This window comes from Ideonella sp. BN130291 (genome assembly GCF_036231905.1).
GTDB lineage: Bacteria > Pseudomonadota > Gammaproteobacteria > Burkholderiales > Burkholderiaceae_C > CAMLIZ01.
Genome location: NZ_JAZARE010000005.1, coordinates 271,371 through 287,334, shown reverse-complemented (window position 1 = coordinate 287,334; position 15,964 = coordinate 271,371). Strand labels below are relative to the sequence as shown.

Here is a 15,964-nt window from a genome sequence, read left to right as displayed (position 1 = left end):
CCTTGTCGCGGCTGCCAGCAGCCAGCGCAACCCGGTGCAGGGCGATGCCTACACCGCCCGCTAGAGCCGCAACGCGCCCGCGTAGCCGGTCATCTCGAGGTACCCCTGGCCCAGGCGCCGGCCGGTGTTGGCGTCGACCAGTTCGGACAGGCCTTCCCAGTAGATGCTGCCGGTGCTGGCCCGGCTGTCCAGCTCCTGCGCGTCCAGCAGCGCACGCACCTCATGGCTGCCCGCGGGGGACTCCACCCGCCACTGCACCGGATAGGTCACGCCGCTGGCGGGGCTGGTCCAGTGCCGCAGCGGTGTGAAGCGCACCGCCTGCGGGCCTTCGAAGGCCTGCGCCGCGGCGCCGGGGCGGCGCAGGCTGCCGCCGCTCCACAGGCCGCTGCCCTCCGGGCGGCGCAGGCGAAACGCGGTGAGCGCGCCGCCATCGTCCAGGTTCATGCCGATCCAGTCCCAGCCGACAGCGTCGGGCGGCATCAGGGTGTCGCTCCATTCGTGGTCCAGCCAGGCGGTGCCGGCCACGGCCTGGGTGCGGCCGTCGCGGCGCAGCTCGCCGGCCACCTGAAGCTGCGGCTGGCTGTAGTAGTGGCTGGCTTGTGTTTCGAGCGGCCCCTTGCGGGAGTAACCAGCGTCGCCTTGCAGCAGCAGCGGCTGCGTGGGCGTGAGGTCCAGCCGCAAGGCGAAGCCGGCGGAGTCGCTGGCCACCTCGGCGCGGTAGCGGCCGGCGGCCTGGCGCGAGAGTTTCCAATCGCGCAGCACCAGCCCCGTGTCCTCGCGCGCGGCCTGCGCAATGCCGAAGCCTTCGCGTGCGATGCGCTGGTCATGGCGCAGTCGGCGCAGCGGCAGGTCGCTGAGTGCAGCGTGTGCGAACAGCAGCTGGCGCGCGGCAAAGCGGCTCGGGTGGTCAGCCGGCACGTCGGTGCGCGAGCGGAAGAAGGTGACCTGGAAACCGAACACGTCGGCGCTGCGTTCGGCCTGCAGGCGGCCGGTGACATACCACCACTCGGTGCGGGTCTCGGGGTGGGCGCCGTGGTCGCGCGGGAAGGCGAGCGCCCGCCGCGTCACCCCCTGTGCATCGTCCACCGCGGCGGCCGTGCACAGCGGGCGCGCGGCCAGCGCATACAGCAGCCAGTGGCGCCGCTTCATCACCAGTCCTCCTTCACCGCCAGTGCCACGTCGCGTCCCGCGGCGGCCCGGCCGGCCAGGGCCGCGGTGAGGGTGCCGGCCGCGAGCACGGCGCCGCACAGGGCGGCCAGGCGCGCCACGGGCACCGTCATCTCCATGGTCCAGTGAAAACTCTGCGGGTTGACCACATGCACCAGCACCACGCTCACGCCCAGGCCCAGCAGCAGACCCAGCAGCGCGCCGGCGCCGGTCCACACCGCGCCTTCGGCGGCCACCAGCGTCAGCACCTCGCGCCGGGTCACGCCCAGGTGGGCCAGCATGCCGAATTCCTTGCGGCGTGCCAGCACCTGGGCGGAGAAGCTGGCGGCAATGCCGACCAGGCCGATCGCGATGGCCACTGCCTGCAGGTAGGTGGTGACGGCGAAGCTGCGGTCGAACAGCCGCATCGACATGCCCCGCAGCTCGGCGGTGGTGGCCAGCGCCAGCGGCGCATCGCCGGCGGCGCGGCGCAGGCCGGTTTCCACCGCCGCGATGTCGGCACCCGGTCCCAGCCACAGTGCCAGGTCCGTGACGCTCATGTCGCCGGTGAGGCGGCGGTAGTCGTCCAGGGCCATCAGCACCGCGCCATGCTGGCGGGCGTAGTCGCGCCACACACCACGCACCTGCACCGGCTGGTGCCCCTGCGCGCCGAGCGGCAGCTGCACCGTCTTGCCGGCGGGTGCCTCGTACAGGCTGGCAAAGGCTTCGCTGGCAAACACCGGCACGCTGCCCGCCTCGGCCGGCACCAACGGGCCCACCAGCGGCAGCGCCCGGGCGGGGTCCTCGGGCAGCGGCCGGGCCAGCAGCATCACCGCCGGGCGGTGCGGGTCGAGTGACAGCGCACTCACCCGCTGCGCCTGCACCCGGGCCACACCGGGCAGCGTGGCGGCCTCGGCGGCCAGGGCAGGGGGCAGCACCGCGAGGTCCGCGCCACTGGCACTGCGCACATACAGGTCCGCCGGGAGCAACTGCTGCAACCATTCGTCCAGCGCGGTGCGGAAGCTGCCCACCATCACGGTCAGCGCCACGCCGAGGCTCAGCGACGCCACCACGCCGGCCACGGCCACGCTGGCCTGGGCCCGCTGCTCGCGCGCGCGCTCCACCGCCAGCAGGGCGAGCGCACTGCGGGGCGTGGGCAGCAGGTGGGCGAGCAAGGCCACGCCCGCCGGCACGCAGAGGATGCCGCCCAGCAGGCCCAGCGCCACGCCGAGGTAGGCCGCCACCGGCAGCTCCGCCATCGGCGGCAGCAGCGACAGGCCGACCGCCAGCACCAGCAGCAGTGGCCCGGCCCAGCCCGGCAGGTGGCGGCCGGCCTCCAGCCCCAGGCCCTTGAGCGCCTGCGCCGGCGCCAGCTGCTCGGCCTGGCGTGCCGGCACCCAGGCGCCCAGCAAGGCGGCGGCCACGCCGAGCGCACCATAGACCAGCGCGGCGCTCCAGTCCCAGTGCAGCGTGGGCGCCAGCCCCTGGAAGTAGCCTCCACCCAGGTCAGCCCCCAGCACGCGCAGGGCCGCCGCCGCCAGGCCCGCTCCCAGCAACAGCCCGAGCGCACTGCCAGCCAGGCCCAGCAGGGCACCCTCGGCCAGCACCAGCCGGCGCCGCTCCGCGGCCGACAGCCCCAACACGCCCAGCAGCGCAAACTGCGGCACCCGGCGCGCCACCGCCAGCGCCTGCACCGAAAACACCAGGAAGGCGCCGGTGAACAGGGCCACCAGCGACAGCACCGTCAGGTTCACCCGGTACGCCCGCGAGAAGTTCGCCATGCGGTCCTGGGCTTCGTCCGGCTGGGCCACCCGCACCTGCACCGGCAGCTGCAGGTCGGCGAGCACCCGTGCGCGGTCGGCGCCTGCGCGCAGCTGCACATCGATGCGGTGGATGCGCCCCGGTTGGCCGAACAGCGCCTGCGCTCCCGCGATGTCCAACACCACCAGCGGTGGGCCGGCGGCTGCGACGCTGCCCGCCGGCGTCAAGGCGACCCGGCCTGCGCGCGCCTGCAGGCTGAGCTGGCCGTCCCGCGCCAGCAGACGCCGCGCGGCCGGGTTGAGGAACACCGCATCGGGTGAAACCAGGCTCAGGCGTTCGGCTGCCGGGTCCGGCTGCGGCATGAGGCCGGGCGCCACGGCGCCCACCACAAAAGCGTCCACGCCCAGTACGCGCAGTTCCACCGGCTTGCCGTCGGCCCCGGTGGCACTCGCACGGGCCTCGATCACCGGGCTGGCGACGGCGACGTGCGGATGGGCTGCGACCCGCGCATACAGCGCCTCGTCGAAGCCGCCACCGCCAAAGGCCCCGGCGTCCACCGCGCGCAGCTCGAAGTCCGGTGTGCCGTTGAGCGCGCGCGTCGCGGTGCCGAACTCGGCCAGCGCCGAGGCATTGATCAAGTGCACGGACAACCCCAGCGCCACGCCCAGCGCCAGCGCGAGCAGCGCCACACCCTGGCGCCACGGATGCGCCCGCCACTCGGGCCAGCTCAGTGTGGCGAGCAGCGCCCTCATCGTGCCGGGGCCAGCCCGTCGCGGTTGAGCCGCAGCACGCGGTCGGCGCGGGCGGCGGCCACCGGCGAATGCGTCACCAGCAGGCAGATCGTGCCCTCGCTGCGCACCTGCTGCAGCAGCACATCCAGCACGCGGGCCGCGGTGTCGGGGTCCAGGTTGCCGGTGGGCTCGTCGGCCAGTACCAGCGCCGGCCGGTGCACCAGCGCGCGCGCAATGGCCACGCGCTGCAGCTGCCCGCCCGACAGGGTGCGCGGTGCGCGCTTGCCCAGGTCACCCAGGCCCACCGCGTCCAGCACCTGCTGCACCCGCGCGGCGTCGGGGCGGCGCTGCAGCAGCAGGGGCAGCGCCACGTTGTGCGCCACGTCCAGGTGCGGCAGCACGTGGAAGGCCTGGAAGACAAAGCCCACCTGGTGGCGCCGCCACAGCGCGAGTGCAGGTTCGTCGAGCCTGTGCACCGCGGTGCCGCCGAGCATCACCTCGCCACGGTCCAGCCGGTCCAGGCCGGCGATGCCGTTGAGCAGGGTGGACTTGCCCACGCCCGAATCACCCAGCAGCGCCACCACCTCGCCGGGTGCGGCGTCCAGGCTCACATGGGAAAAGACCGGGCGGCCGTCGTAGTGCTTGTGGAGATCGGTCAGCCGCAACATGCGCCGCATTGGATCATGCGGCGCTGGCTGACATCGCGCGGTTCAGCGGCGGCGGCGCGCCGCCAGGTAAGCGAGCAGCCCCAGGCCGGCGGCGAGGAGCGCATGGCTGGAAGGTTCGGGCACGGCCACCAGCACGCGGACGTGGTCGCCCGGATCGAGGGCGTCGAAGCGCAGGTGCACAGTGTTGCTGCCCGCCGTCCAGGTGATGCTGTCGCCGAACGGCACCTGGGACGGCTCCAGGCCGATGAAGCGGTGGGTGCCGTAGTCGTTCATCACCGAGTCGCCGTCCACGTCGATGCCATAGGTGGCATTGCTGCCGTCCAGCTGGGCGCGGGTAGTGAACACGTCGACGATGGGGCGGTCGAAGGTGAGCACCGCGTCCACGATCTGCGGCCCCTTGGGGTCGAAGAAGATGTACCAGGACTTGAGGCCGGCCGCTGCCTGCTCGTCGATGAAGAACAGGGTGTCGCGAGTGTCCACGCTGCCCTCGCCGACGGGCGCCGCGCCGGTGTAGGCCTGGAAGCTGAAGCCGGGTGTCAGCGAGGTGGCCGACGGGGCGGCGGCTTGCGCCACCTGGACGACGCCGGCGCAAGCCAGCAGTGCTGCGGTGCGGATGAATGCGTTCATGGCATCTCCCCAGACGGCGCGGCGCCAGAGCGGCGTCACGGGCCAATTTAGTCACGCGGGCTCAAGCCGTCATCCCGCGTTCCCGGGGGTGGCGAGGCAGCGGGCGGCCACCGCGAGCACCTGCTGCACAGCGTCCGGCGCATCGCAAGCCACCACATGGCGCTGCGGCATGCTGCGCAGCCAGGTGAGCTGGCGCTTGGCAAGCTGCCGGGTGGCGGCGATGCCGCGCTCGCGCAGCGGCTGCAGGTCGCCGCTGTCCAGCGCCTCCCAGGCCTGGCGGTAGCCCACGCAGCGCATGGACGGCAACCCGGCATGCAGGTCGCCGCGCGCGCGCAGGGCCTTCACCTCGTCCACCAGGCCGGCGGCCAGCATGGCGTCGAAGCGCTGGGCGATGCGCTCGTGCAGCCAGGCGCGCGAGGCCGGCTCCAGGCTGACCAGCGGCGTGCTGTCGCGGCTGTCGGGGGTGGTGCGCTGGCCGTGGAAGCTGGAGATCGGGCGCCCGGTGCTGCGCCACACCTCCAGCGCGCGCTGGATACGCTGGGCATCGTTGGGCGCCAGGCGTGCGGCGGTGGCGGGGTCCACGAGCGCAAGCTCGGCATGCAGCGCCGGCCAGCCGCGCCCGGCGGCCTGCGCATCGAGCTCGGCGCGCACGGCAGGGTCGGCCGGCGGCATTTCGTCCAGGCCGTCCAGCAGGGCCTTGAAGTACAGCATGGTCCCGCCCACCAGCAGCGGCAGCGCGCCACGCGCCTGGATCTCGGCCACCAGGCGCCGGGCATCGGCGCAGAACTGCGCCGCCGAGTAGCTGTCGCGCGGGTCCAGGATGTCGATCAGGTGATGCGGCACGGCGGCGAGCTCCGCGCGCGTGGGCTTGGCCGTGCCGATGTCCATGCCGCGGTACACCAGCGCGGAATCCACGCTGACGATTTCCACCGGCCGCCCCAGCGTGCGCGCCAGGGCGAGCGAGGCCGCGCTCTTGCCGGAGGCGGTGGGGCCGGCCAGCCCCAGCCACTGCACGCCGCCCGCGCTCACGCCACGTCGCCCGCGGCCTGGGCGGGTACGGCGGAGGCCTCGCCATGCCGGCGCACCAGCGTCCACGCGATGCCGGCCGTGACGACGGACCAGCCAGCCACCCCCAGCGCCAGCGGGCGCACCGTGCCGTCCAGCGCCTGGCCCAGCCACAGGCCGACGCAGAAGGCGGTCAGCGCCAGCAGGCAACCGGCCAGCGCAGCCGCCACGCCGGCGGCCTGCGGGAAGGGCCCGACCGCGCCGGTCTGGCCGCAGGGCTGGTGGATGCCGTGGCCGAAGGTGTAGAGCGCCTGCGGCAGCACCAGGGCCCAGACCGACTGCACGCCGGCCAGTGCCAGCGCCGCCATGCCCAGCCCGCCCGCGAGGGTGAAGCTGGCGCCGCGCCGCACCGTGCCGGCCAGGCCCAGCCGCGGCAGCCAGCGCCGGCACAGCACCGTGCCCACCAGGTAGGACAGCGAACCGGTGGCCATCGCCAGCCCATAGGCCGCCGGCGACAACCCCAGCACGCCGATGTACACGAAGGACGAAGCGGCCAGGATGGTGAACAGGCCGCCGTAGGTCGCCGCGCTCAGCGCTGCCCAGGCCACGAAGGTCGGATGGCCCAGCACCCTGCGCGCCTGCGCCGCCAGGGGGCCGATCCGCAGCGCCTGCGGGTTGCGGCGCGGCAGGGTCTCCGGCAGAAAGCGCCAGACAAAAAGGCCGATGCCGATGCCCACGGCGGCCACGGCCGCCAGCGGCGCACGCCAGCCCCACAGCCCGGTGAGCAGCCCGCCCAGCGCCGGCGCGCCGATGGCGATGAGCCCCAGCCCGGTCATGCCGCGCGACATGACATGCGCGCCGTCGCGCGGTTCGTAGAGGTCGCGCACCATGGCGCGGCCGCACACCACCATGGCGGCCAGGCAGGCGCCCTGCAGCGTGCGGCCCAGGATCAGCACGCCGATGTCGGCGGCCAGGGCGCACAGCACGCTGGCCGTGGTGTACAGCGCCAGGCCGATCAGCAACACCGGCCGGCGCCCGAAGCGGTCGGCAACCGGCCCCCAGGCCAGCTGCGCCAGCCCGAAGCCGAGGATGAGCGCCGACATCGTGAGCTGGGTGGCCGCCATGGGCGCCTGCAACTCGCGCGCGATGGTCGGGAGCGCCGGCAGGTAGAGGTCGGTGGTCAGCGGCTGCAGGCCCAGCAGCAGGGCCAGCGCCAGCGCCGCGCGGGTGGTGGAAATTGAAGCCCGGTCCATCGAAGGAGGGTACCAGGGGCGCTGCCGGCAACGCCGGGCATACTGATTGCCGTCTGCTGGCGTCGGGCGCCGGTGTAGGGCCCGGCCGCCATGAGGGCGTGGCCTGACGAGACCGCACTGCCGACCGACAAGGCAGGCACCAGGGAGTGAACGAGCACGGCATGGAGCACCCACCGAAACCGGTCGAGCCGGGGAGCGCGCAAGCGCTCGCCAGCCGGGCGGACCCTCTCGTGCCGGACGGTCGGCCGCTGCGGCGCCGCGCCGATGGGGTCTGGGCCGGCCAGAAAGAGGCGCTGGAGCTCGCGCTCACGGGTGCGCCGCTGGGCGCGGTGCTGGGCGTGCTGGCGCGCACGGCGGAGGTGCAGTGCGCGGCCGGCACCCTGGCCTCCATCCTCTGGGTGGACGACGACGGCGAGCAACTGCATGAAGGCGCTGGAGGCTCCCTGCCCGAAGGCTTCCAGCGCGCGCTGGACGGCGTGCAGGCCGGCCCGCCCGCGGGCCCGTGCTTCGAGGCGATCAGCAAGCTCACTGCAGCAGGTGCCGAGGACCTGGAGCGCGCCGGTAGCGACTGGCCGGCCTTCCGCACCCTGGCGCTGGCTCATGGGCTGCGTGCCTGCTGGTCGGTGCCGGTGTTGTCGTCGGAACGGCGGCCGCTGGGCGTGCTCACCTTGTACCGGCGTGAAAGCGGGCTGCCCGCGGCCGCGGACCAGGCGGTGGCGCGCGAGATCGTGCACACGGTGGCCGTGGTGCTGGACCATGCACGGCGCGAGCGCCAGCGCCGCCACCAGGACCGCCACAACGACGACTTTCTCTCCAGCCTGGCGCATGAGCTGCGCAATCCGCTGGCGCCGCTGCGCAATGCGATCGAGCTGCTCGGCCGCGCCGCGGCGGACCCCGGGCTGATGGAGCGCGCCCGCTCCATCATGTCGCGCCAGGTGACGCAACTGGCCCGGCTGATCGATGAACTGGCCGACCTGACGCGTGGCGCGCCGCCGCCCGCGGCTCTGGAAGGGGTGGCGCCGGCGCTGGACCCGCAGCTGCCCTTGCCGGCCCTGGACGGCGACACTGGCGTCGACAGTGCAGCCGGCCCCGCTCGCCGCGTGCTGGTGGCCGACGACAACCACCTGGTGCGCGAGTCCTTCGTGGAGCTGCTGGAGAGCGAGGGCTACGAGGTGCGCACCGCAGCCGATGGCGAGCAGGCGGTGGAGATCGCCGAGCACTGGCGCCCGCAGGTGGTGCTGCTGGACATCCACATGCCCCGGCTGTCAGGCCTGGAAACGGCGCGCCGCCTGCGCGCGGTGCATGCGCCCCAGGCCATGACGCTGTTGATGATGAGTGGCATGACACTCAACGACGCCTGGATCCGCCATGCCAAGGCGGCGGGCTTCGACGACTGCCTGGACAAGACCGCGGACCCGCAGGCCTGGCTGGCGCGCCTGCGCCAGGCGGCCAGCGCCCACACCCATTGAGGGCCGCGCACCCCTGCCGCGCAGGGGTATTCAGAACCGCTCGTGCACGCCCAGGTAGCGCCACTGCCCCACCGGCAGCTGGCCCAGCACCACGCTGCCGATGCGCACGCGCTTGAGGGCCAGCACCTTGTAGCCCACCAGCTCGCACATGCGGCGGATCTGCCGCTTCTTGCCCTCACGCAGAACGAAGCGCAGCTGCTCTTCGTTCTGCCAGCTCACCTTGGCGGGCTTCAGCGGCTGGCCGTCGAGCTCCAGGCCGTGGTTGAGCAGGGCGATCGCGTCCTCGCGCACCGAGCCTTCGGCGAGCGGCTCCACACGCACCAGGTATTCCTTTTCCACCCGCGAGTCCTCGCCGATCAGGTGGCGCGCGATGCGGCCGTCCTGGGTGAGCACCAGCAGGCCGGTGGAATCGATGTCCAGCCGGCCGGCGGGCGCCAGGCCGCGCAGGTGGCCCGGGTTGAAACGGAAGCGCGAGGGGTCGGCGCTCCAGTGGTTCTCCGCCGTGACCAGCACGACCGCGGGCTCATGCCCGTCCTCGGCCTGGCCGCTGACATAACCGATCGGCTTGTGCAGCAGGATGGTCACCTGCTGCGACTGGTGGCTGCGCGCGGCGGGGTCGATGTCGATGCGCTGCTGCGGCAATACGCGCTGGCCCAGCACGGCGACCTTGCCGTCCACCCGCACCCAGCCGGCGGCGATCCAGTCGTCGGCCTCGCGGCGCGAGGCCATGCCCTGGTCGGACAGATGCTTGGACAGGCGGATCCCTTCGGTGCCAGGGTCGCGCACCACGCGCGGTGCGGACGGCGCGATGGGGGCCTGTGCACGTTCTACACGGCGCGGGCGCTCTGCCTCGGTGCGGGGGTTGTCAGGGCGTGATGCAGGAGGGCGGGGCGCATCACGCCGAGGTGCCTGTGGCCGCGGGGCCTCCGGCCGGGGGGGCCGGGACGGTGTGGCAGGCGCGCCGCGTTGCGGGCGCGGCTCACCGCGCTGTGCGGTGTCTGCGCGTGCGGTGCGGTCACCCAGTGGCGGCTTGTCGGCCGGCTTGCGCGGGCGCGCGGGCGGGCGGGCGTCGGTGCGAGGCGGTTCGGGCGGTGCGGCGACAGCCGGCGCACGCGGCGCACCCGGGCGCACCGAACGGCGGCGCGGGTCGCGGGCCGGTGCACCGGTCTTCACGGAAAGCTTGGGGCGCGGTGCGTTCATGGCGCAATTGGACCACGCCAGGGTGCGGTGGCATGCCGCCGGAGAGCGCTTGTATGTTCTAGACCAGACCAGCACGGTAGAGTCTGAGCGCCGTTGAGGCGGCCAGACCGGACCGTGCAGCCTGGTACGCGCTTGGGCTTCGAAGCCCGTGACTGAGTCAATAGCGCACGGCTACCGTGCTGGTCAACCTGAAGCCCGAACGGTTACGCGCACCGGCCTGTCCGAGAGCGCATGCACAAGCAAGGGATCTGTTGACCATGTCTGCTTCCTCAGTGGTGGTAGGCATCGACGTGGCCAAGGCACACGTGGATGTCTCGGTGTTGGGCGCGAAGTTCGATGCCCAACGTTTTGACAACGAGGCCGAGGCGCACTCGGCACTGGCGGCAGCCTTGAAGCCGTTGGGCGTGGCGCTGGTGGTGATGGAGGCCACCGGCGGCTACGAGGCGGTGCTGGCCTGCGCGCTGCAGGCTGCGGGCTTGCCCGTGGCGGTGGTCAATCCGCGCCAGGCGCGCGACTTTGCCAAGGCGATGGGGCGTCTGGCCAAGACCGACACCATCGACGCGCGCATGCTCGCGGAGTTCGCCGCGACGCTGCTGCGACGCGATGACCTGGCCAGCCTGCTGCGGCCCATGGCCGACTCCGATCAGCAGGCCCTGGCTGCGCTGGTCACGCGCAGACGCCAGCTGTTGAGCATGCTGCTGTCCGAGCGCCAGCGCATGCAACTGGCCATCGCGGTCGTGCGTCCGAGCATCGAGGCCATGATCGAGGCGATCCGCAAGCAGCTTGATGAGGTGGAGGCACAGATGGTCAGCCACGTGCAGACACACTTCCAGGACCTGGACAAGCTGCTGCGTTCGGCCAGCGGCATCGGGCCGGTGGCCAGCGCCACCCTGATCGCCGAACTGCCCGAATTGGGCAAGCTCAATCGCCGCGAGATCGCGGCGCTGGTGGGTGTGGCGCCTATGGCGAACGATTCCGGCAACTCCAGAGGCCGACGACGGGTGCAGGGCGGACGCTTCGAGATCCGACGCGTGCTCTACATGGCCACACTGACCGCCGCACGCCACAACCCGGCCATCAAGGCCTTCTACAACCGCCTCAAGGCCGCCGGCAAGCTGACCAAGGTCGCGCTGGTGGCCTGCATGCGCAAGCTCCTGACCACGCTCAACGCCATGGTCAAAACCAACAAACCCTGGGACAAATCGCTTCTCGGCGCTTGACTCGAAAGACGGTTACTCAGTCCGCCAGCGCGACCGTCTTCACCTGCACCCACACCGCCTGCCCGACCCGGGCGTCCAGGCTGGCCAGCGCGCGGCGCGTCAGGCGGGCCAGCAGGTGCACGCTGCCCACCTGCACCCGCACCAGCGCCAGGCCGGGGTGCGCTTCGTCGGCGATCCCGTCGATGCGGCCGCGCAGCACGTTCTGGATGCTGCTGTCCACCGCGTGCTCGCGCGCCAGGCTCACGTCGCGCGCGAGCACATGCACCCGCGCGCGCTGGCCGGGCGCCAGCCCGTGGTCGGGCGTCCACAGCTCGCCGCCATCGAAAGCCAGCCGGGCGAGGTGCCACTGCGCATCGATCTGCGCCACGGTGGTGGGGATCACCACGCCGCGTTCGTCGCCCAGGCGCAGGGCAGGGTGCAGCTGCGACAGCGTGTCGCCCAGCGGTCCCTGCCCGGTGACGCGGCCGCCTTCCATCAACACCACCTGGTCGGCCAGGCGGGCCACTTCCGCGGGCGCATGGCTCACGTACAGGATCGGGATGCGGAGCTCGTCGCGCAGCCGCTCCAGGCATGGCATCAGTTCCTGCTTGCCGTCGTTGTCCAGGCCGGACAGCGGCTCGTCCATCAGCAGCAGCCGGGGGCCGACCGCGAGCGCGCGCGCGATCGCCACCCGTTGCCGCTCGCCGCCGGACAGGCGCTCCGGCATGCGGTCCAGCAGCGTGGCGATGCCCAGCTGCTCGACCAGGTGGTCCAGGTGCGGCGCCGCCGCGCTGGCCGCGCGCCTATGGCCGAAGAGCAGGTTGCGGCGCACGCTGAGGTGCGGGAACAGGCTGGCCTCCTGGAACACATAACCGACCGGGCGACGGTGCGGCGGCAGCCAGCTGCCATCGTCCTGCCAGACGTCGTCGCCCACCAGCAGGCGCCCGCGCGCCGAGCGCTCCAGCCCGGCGATGCAACGCAGCAGGCTGGTCTTGCCCGAGCCAGAGGGGCCGAATATCGCGGTGACGCCTGTGAGCGGCAGGCCGAAGTCCACGCGCAGCGTGAACTGGCCTTGCGTGAGCTGCAGGTCGGCGTGCAAGCTCATCGCCGCGCGCCCGGCCGCCAGGCGTACAGCGCCAGCAGCACGAGGAAGGAAAAGGCCAGCATGGCGGCGGAGAGCCAATGCGCCTGGGCGTATTCGAAGGCCTCCACGTGGTCGTAGATCTGCACCGACACCACCCGCGTCTTGCCGGGGATGTTGCCGCCGATCATCAGCACCACGCCGAACTCGCCCACGGTGTGCGCAAAGCCGAGCACCGCCGCGGTGAAAAAACCCGGGCGGGCGAGTGGCAGCACCACCGAGAAGAAGCTGTCCCAGGGCGAGGCGCGCAGCGTGGCCGCTACTTCCAGCGGCCGCTCGCCGATGGCCTCGAACGCGTTCTGCAGCGGCTGCACCACGAAGGGCGTGGAGTACAGCACCGAGGCCACCACCAGGCCGGCAAAGGTGAAGGGCAGGGTGCCCAGCCCGAGGCTCTCGGTCAGGCGGCCGATGGCCCCCTGCGGGCCCAGCAGGGTGAGCAGGTAGAAGCCCAGCACCGTGGGCGGCAGCACGATCGGCAGCGCCACCACGGCGGCCACCGGGGCCTTGAGCCGAGACCGCGTGCGGGCCAGCCACCATGCGACCGGCGTGCCCAGCAACAGCAGCAGCACCGTGGTGCAGGTCGCCAGCTTCAGCGTCAGCCACACGGCCGACAGGTCGCCGGCCTCCATCAGAGGTCGTAGCCGAAGCGCTTCATGATGGCGCGGGCCTTGTCGCCGGCGAGGTAGCGCAGCCAGGCCTGTGCGGCGGGCCGGTTCCTCGCGGCCGACAGCAGCGCCGCCTCCTGCCGGATCGGCCGGTGGAGCGATCCAGGCACCAGCCACGTCGAGCCTTCCGCCGGCTTGCCGTCGGCCATCACCTGCGACAGTGCGACGAAGCCCAGCTCCGCGTTGCCCGTGGAGACGAACTGGAAGGTCTGCGCGATGTTCTCTCCCTGAACGAAGCGCGGTTGCAGGGTCTCCAGCAGCTTCAGCGACTGCAGCGTCTCGACCGCTGCGGCGCCATAGGGCGCGAGCTTCGGGTTGGCCAGCGCCAGGTGCTTGTACGTGCCCTTGCCCAGCACCTCGCCCTTGGCGTCGACCAGGCCGGTTTGCGGGGACCACAGGGCCAGACGGCCGATGGCGTAGGTGAAGCGGCTGCCCGCTACGGCGACACCTTCGCGCTCCAACCTGGCAGGCGTGATGTCGTCGGCGGCGAGCAGCGCCTCGAAGGGCGCGCCGTTGCGGATCTGCGCGTAGAACTTGCCCGTGGCACCGAAGGTCAGCACGGCACGGTGGCCGGTGTCCTTCTCGAATTCGGCCGCGATCTGCCGGGCCGGCGCGGTGAAGTTGGCCGCCACCGCCACCTGCACCTCATCGGCCCGCACGGCGGTGGCGGTGCAGAGCGCGGCGCACGCCGTCAGGCGCAGCAGTCGCAGGAAGAGCAGAGGGCGCATGGGGCGGAAGCGAAGCGGCGCAAAGCCGTCATGTTCATTGTGACATGACGGCTTTGCGCGATATCCAGCGGTGCATCACGGTCTCAAGACCGCTGCGCTTGCAGCAGCCCCTGCAACGCACGCAGATCGTCCTGGCAGGCCGCGGCTGCGTCCGCTTCGATGCGGCGGTAGCGCGCAACGACTTCCTCGCCCACCGGCGTGAGCAGGCTGCCACCGCCTTGCGTACCACCGGCCGCGGAGGCAACCGCCGGATAGCGCAGGGCGCCATTGATCTCGTCCAGCATCGTCCACGCGCGCCGATACGAGATGCCCAGCGCACGCGCCGCGGCGGTGAGTGAACCGTGGTCGCGGATCGCTTCGAGCAGAGCCACCTTGCCGGGGCCGATGGCGGTGAGCTCGCCCAGGCTGATGCGCAGGCGAAAGCGTGCGACCGGCTTGGGCGTCGCCGGCATCAGCGCCCGCGCAGGAAGAGGGCGTCCAGCTCGCGCATGGACAGCTGGCGCCAGGTGGGCCGGCCGTGATTGCACTGGTCGGCGCGCTCGGTGCGCTCCATGTCGCGCAGCAGGGCGTTCATCTCGGCCAGGGTGAGCTGACGGTTCGCCCGCACTGCGCCATGGCAGGCCATGGTGGCCAGCACTTCGTCCCGCGCGCGCTGCACCACGCGGCTGCCGTCGGTGTCGGCCAGCTCGGCGAGCACCGAACGCACCAGCTCCACCGGATCGGCATCGCGCAGGGCGGCCGGACGCGCGCGCACCGCCAGCACGCCGGGCGACAGCGGTGAGACATCCAGCCCGAGTTCCTGCAAGGTGGCCTGCTGCGCCTCGGCGATCGCCACTTCGGCCGGCGTGGCGGCAAAGGTGGCAGGGATCAACAGTGGCTGCGATTCGATCTGCGCCGCATGCATGGTGGCTTTCAGTCGCTCGTACACGATGCGCTCGTGCGCCGCATGCATGTCCACGATCACCAGGCCGTGCCGGTTCTCGGCCAGGATGTAGACGCCGCCGATCTGAGCCACCGCGCGGCCCAGCGGCCAGTCCTCTTGAGGCGCCGGCTCGATCGTCGCGGCTGCCGCCACCGAAGGAGCGTTTGGCAGTTCGAGTCGTTCAGCCGTCCAGGCCGCTCGCGGCTCGCGCGCATACAGCTCGGCCGTCTGCTGCAACGCCAGCGACACCTGCGCCGGCGACGGCCGCTCCCACCCCGGCACGGCGCGTCCAGCGCCAGTGCCCTCCAGCGGACGCCGCGGATCCGGCTCTGCCGGGCCGCTGGCGTCGCCCCCTGAGGGGGCAGCCCCGAAGGCGCTCCGGGGGGGATCCATCCCCGCGCTCCGGGGGGGAGCCAGGGCTGCCTCCACGGCCTGGCGCACGGCATGGTGCACCGCCCGGCTGTCGCGAAAGCGCACCTCGATCTTGGTCGGGTGCACGTTCACGTCCACCAGGTCGGGTGCGATGTCCAGGTACAGCAGGTAGGCCGGCTGGCGGTTGCCATGCAACACGTCTTCATAAGCCGACCGCGCGGCATGCGCGATCAGCTTGTCGCGCACATAACGGCCGTTGACGTACACGTACTGCTGGTCGGCGCGCGCACGGGCGGCGGTGGGCAGGCCGGCGCGGCCATGCAGCCGCAAGGGCCCCAGCTGGAGTTGCAGGCTGCGGCTGTCGGCCTCGAAGTCCTTGCCCAGCACGTCGCGATGGCGCTGGCTGGCGTCCGCTGCGGCACGCCACTGCTCGACCAGGCGGCCTTCGTGCCAGACCGCGAAGCCCACGTCCGGCCGGGCCAGGGCGTGCCGGCGCACGGCTTCCAGGCAATGGGCCAGCTCGGTGGCGTCGGTCTTCAGGAACTTGCGGCGCGCGGGGGTGCTGAAAAACAGCTCGCGCACTTCCACGCTGGTGCCTTGCGCGCGGGCGGCGGGGCTGCATTCGCCGGTGCGTGCGTCCAGCCGCTGCGCGTGCGCCGCGCCCGCCGCACGGCTGACGATGCTCAGCTCCGCCACCGAGGCGATGGCCGCGAGCGCCTCGCCGCGAAAACCCATGGTGGCCACATGCTCGAGCTCGGCCAGCGAGCTGATCTTGCTGGTGGCATGGCGCTTGAGTGCCAGCGGCAATTCGTGCGGCGGGATGCCGCAGCCGTCGTCCTCCACCACGATGGCCCGCACGCCACCGGCCATGAGCTTGACGTTGACCTGGGTGGCGCCCGCATCGAGCGCGTTGTCCACCAGCTCGCGCACCACCGAAGCGGGCCGCTCCACCACCTCGCCGGCGGCGATCTGGCTGACCAGCTCGTCGGGCAGCTCGCGGATCGGGCGGCGCGGGGGCGGCTGCAGCACGGCGTTCATGCGGGCATTCTAGGGAACGCGGCTGTCGGCTCGTGTGCC

The 15,964-nt window shown here is 72.5% G+C and carries 14 protein-coding genes; 2 read left to right on the top strand and 12 right to left on the bottom strand.

Annotated features, from left to right (window positions below):
* Nucleotides 1-60: 60 nt before the first annotated feature.
* From VPH43_RS12775 to VPH43_RS12750, 6 genes are all read right to left on the bottom strand, one after another.
* The gene (locus VPH43_RS12775) at nucleotides 61-1,149 is read right to left on the bottom strand and encodes a lipocalin-like domain-containing protein (protein ID WP_328578085.1); all 1,089 of its coding nucleotides are present in this window, start codon (nucleotides 1,147-1,149) and stop codon (nucleotides 61-63) included.
* Nucleotides 1,149-3,659 (bottom strand): ABC transporter permease, encoded by a 2,511-nt coding sequence (locus VPH43_RS12770; protein WP_328578084.1) that lies wholly within the window; start codon nucleotides 3,657-3,659, stop codon nucleotides 1,149-1,151. The genes VPH43_RS12775 and VPH43_RS12770 overlap by 1 nt, the downstream gene beginning before the upstream one ends.
* A complete protein-coding gene (locus VPH43_RS12765; protein ID WP_328578083.1) occupies nucleotides 3,656-4,315 on the bottom strand; it encodes an ABC transporter ATP-binding protein in 660 nt (219 codons plus the stop codon). Before VPH43_RS12765 ends, VPH43_RS12770 begins: the two co-directional genes overlap by 4 nt.
* Nucleotides 4,316-4,348: 33 nt before the next feature.
* Complete coding sequence (locus tag VPH43_RS12760; protein ID WP_328578082.1) at nucleotides 4,349-4,933, bottom strand: PEP-CTERM sorting domain-containing protein; 585 nt, start codon at nucleotides 4,931-4,933, stop codon at nucleotides 4,349-4,351.
* A 69-nt stretch (nucleotides 4,934-5,002) separates the two neighbouring features.
* A complete protein-coding gene (miaA, locus tag VPH43_RS12755; protein ID WP_328578081.1) occupies nucleotides 5,003-5,962 on the bottom strand; it encodes a tRNA (adenosine(37)-N6)-dimethylallyltransferase MiaA in 960 nt (319 codons plus the stop codon).
* Nucleotides 5,959-7,191 (bottom strand): multidrug effflux MFS transporter, encoded by a 1,233-nt coding sequence (locus VPH43_RS12750; RefSeq protein WP_328578080.1) that lies wholly within the window; start codon nucleotides 7,189-7,191, stop codon nucleotides 5,959-5,961. Before VPH43_RS12750 ends, miaA begins: the two co-directional genes overlap by 4 nt.
* 161 nt (nucleotides 7,192-7,352) lie before the next feature.
* On the opposite strand from VPH43_RS12750, the gene VPH43_RS12745 reads away from it, so the two are divergent.
* Nucleotides 7,353-8,660, top strand: coding sequence for a response regulator (locus tag VPH43_RS12745; protein WP_328578079.1), 1,308 nt, complete (start codon nucleotides 7,353-7,355; stop codon nucleotides 8,658-8,660).
* A gap of 30 nt (nucleotides 8,661-8,690) precedes the next feature.
* Here the strand turns inward: VPH43_RS12745 and VPH43_RS12740 are convergent, their stop codons facing one another.
* Nucleotides 8,691-9,446, bottom strand: a complete 756-nt coding sequence (locus tag VPH43_RS12740) for a pseudouridine synthase (protein WP_442909280.1) — start codon at nucleotides 9,444-9,446, stop codon at nucleotides 8,691-8,693.
* A 671-nt stretch (nucleotides 9,447-10,117) separates the two neighbouring features.
* On the opposite strand from VPH43_RS12740, the gene VPH43_RS12735 reads away from it, so the two are divergent.
* Nucleotides 10,118-11,080: an IS110 family transposase gene (locus VPH43_RS12735; RefSeq protein ID WP_328578256.1), complete on the top strand. Its 963-nt coding sequence runs from the start codon at nucleotides 10,118-10,120 to the stop codon at nucleotides 11,078-11,080.
* A gap of 16 nt (nucleotides 11,081-11,096) precedes the next feature.
* On the opposite strand, the gene modC is transcribed toward VPH43_RS12735, so the two are convergent.
* The 5 genes from modC to mutL all read right to left on the bottom strand — a co-directional run bounded on the left by modC (nucleotide 11,097) and on the right by mutL (nucleotide 15,925).
* Complete coding sequence (modC, locus tag VPH43_RS12730; RefSeq protein ID WP_328578078.1) at nucleotides 11,097-12,164, bottom strand: molybdenum ABC transporter ATP-binding protein; 1,068 nt, start codon at nucleotides 12,162-12,164, stop codon at nucleotides 11,097-11,099.
* Nucleotides 12,161-12,829, bottom strand: a complete 669-nt coding sequence (gene modB, locus VPH43_RS12725; protein WP_328578077.1) for a molybdate ABC transporter permease subunit — start codon at nucleotides 12,827-12,829, stop codon at nucleotides 12,161-12,163. The genes modC and modB overlap by 4 nt, the downstream gene beginning before the upstream one ends.
* Entirely contained in the window at nucleotides 12,829-13,593 is a 765-nt protein-coding gene (modA, locus tag VPH43_RS12720; protein ID WP_328578076.1) for a molybdate ABC transporter substrate-binding protein, read from the bottom strand. The genes modB and modA overlap by 1 nt, the downstream gene beginning before the upstream one ends.
* Before the next feature lie 83 nt (nucleotides 13,594-13,676).
* On the bottom strand, nucleotides 13,677-14,045 hold the full coding sequence (locus VPH43_RS12715; RefSeq protein WP_328578075.1) for a winged helix-turn-helix domain-containing protein: 369 nt from the start codon (nucleotides 14,043-14,045) through the stop codon (nucleotides 13,677-13,679).
* On the bottom strand, nucleotides 14,045-15,925 hold the full coding sequence (gene mutL, locus VPH43_RS12710; protein WP_328578074.1) for a DNA mismatch repair endonuclease MutL: 1,881 nt from the start codon (nucleotides 15,923-15,925) through the stop codon (nucleotides 14,045-14,047). Before mutL ends, VPH43_RS12715 begins: the two co-directional genes overlap by 1 nt.
* Nucleotides 15,926-15,964: the final 39 nt, after the last annotated feature.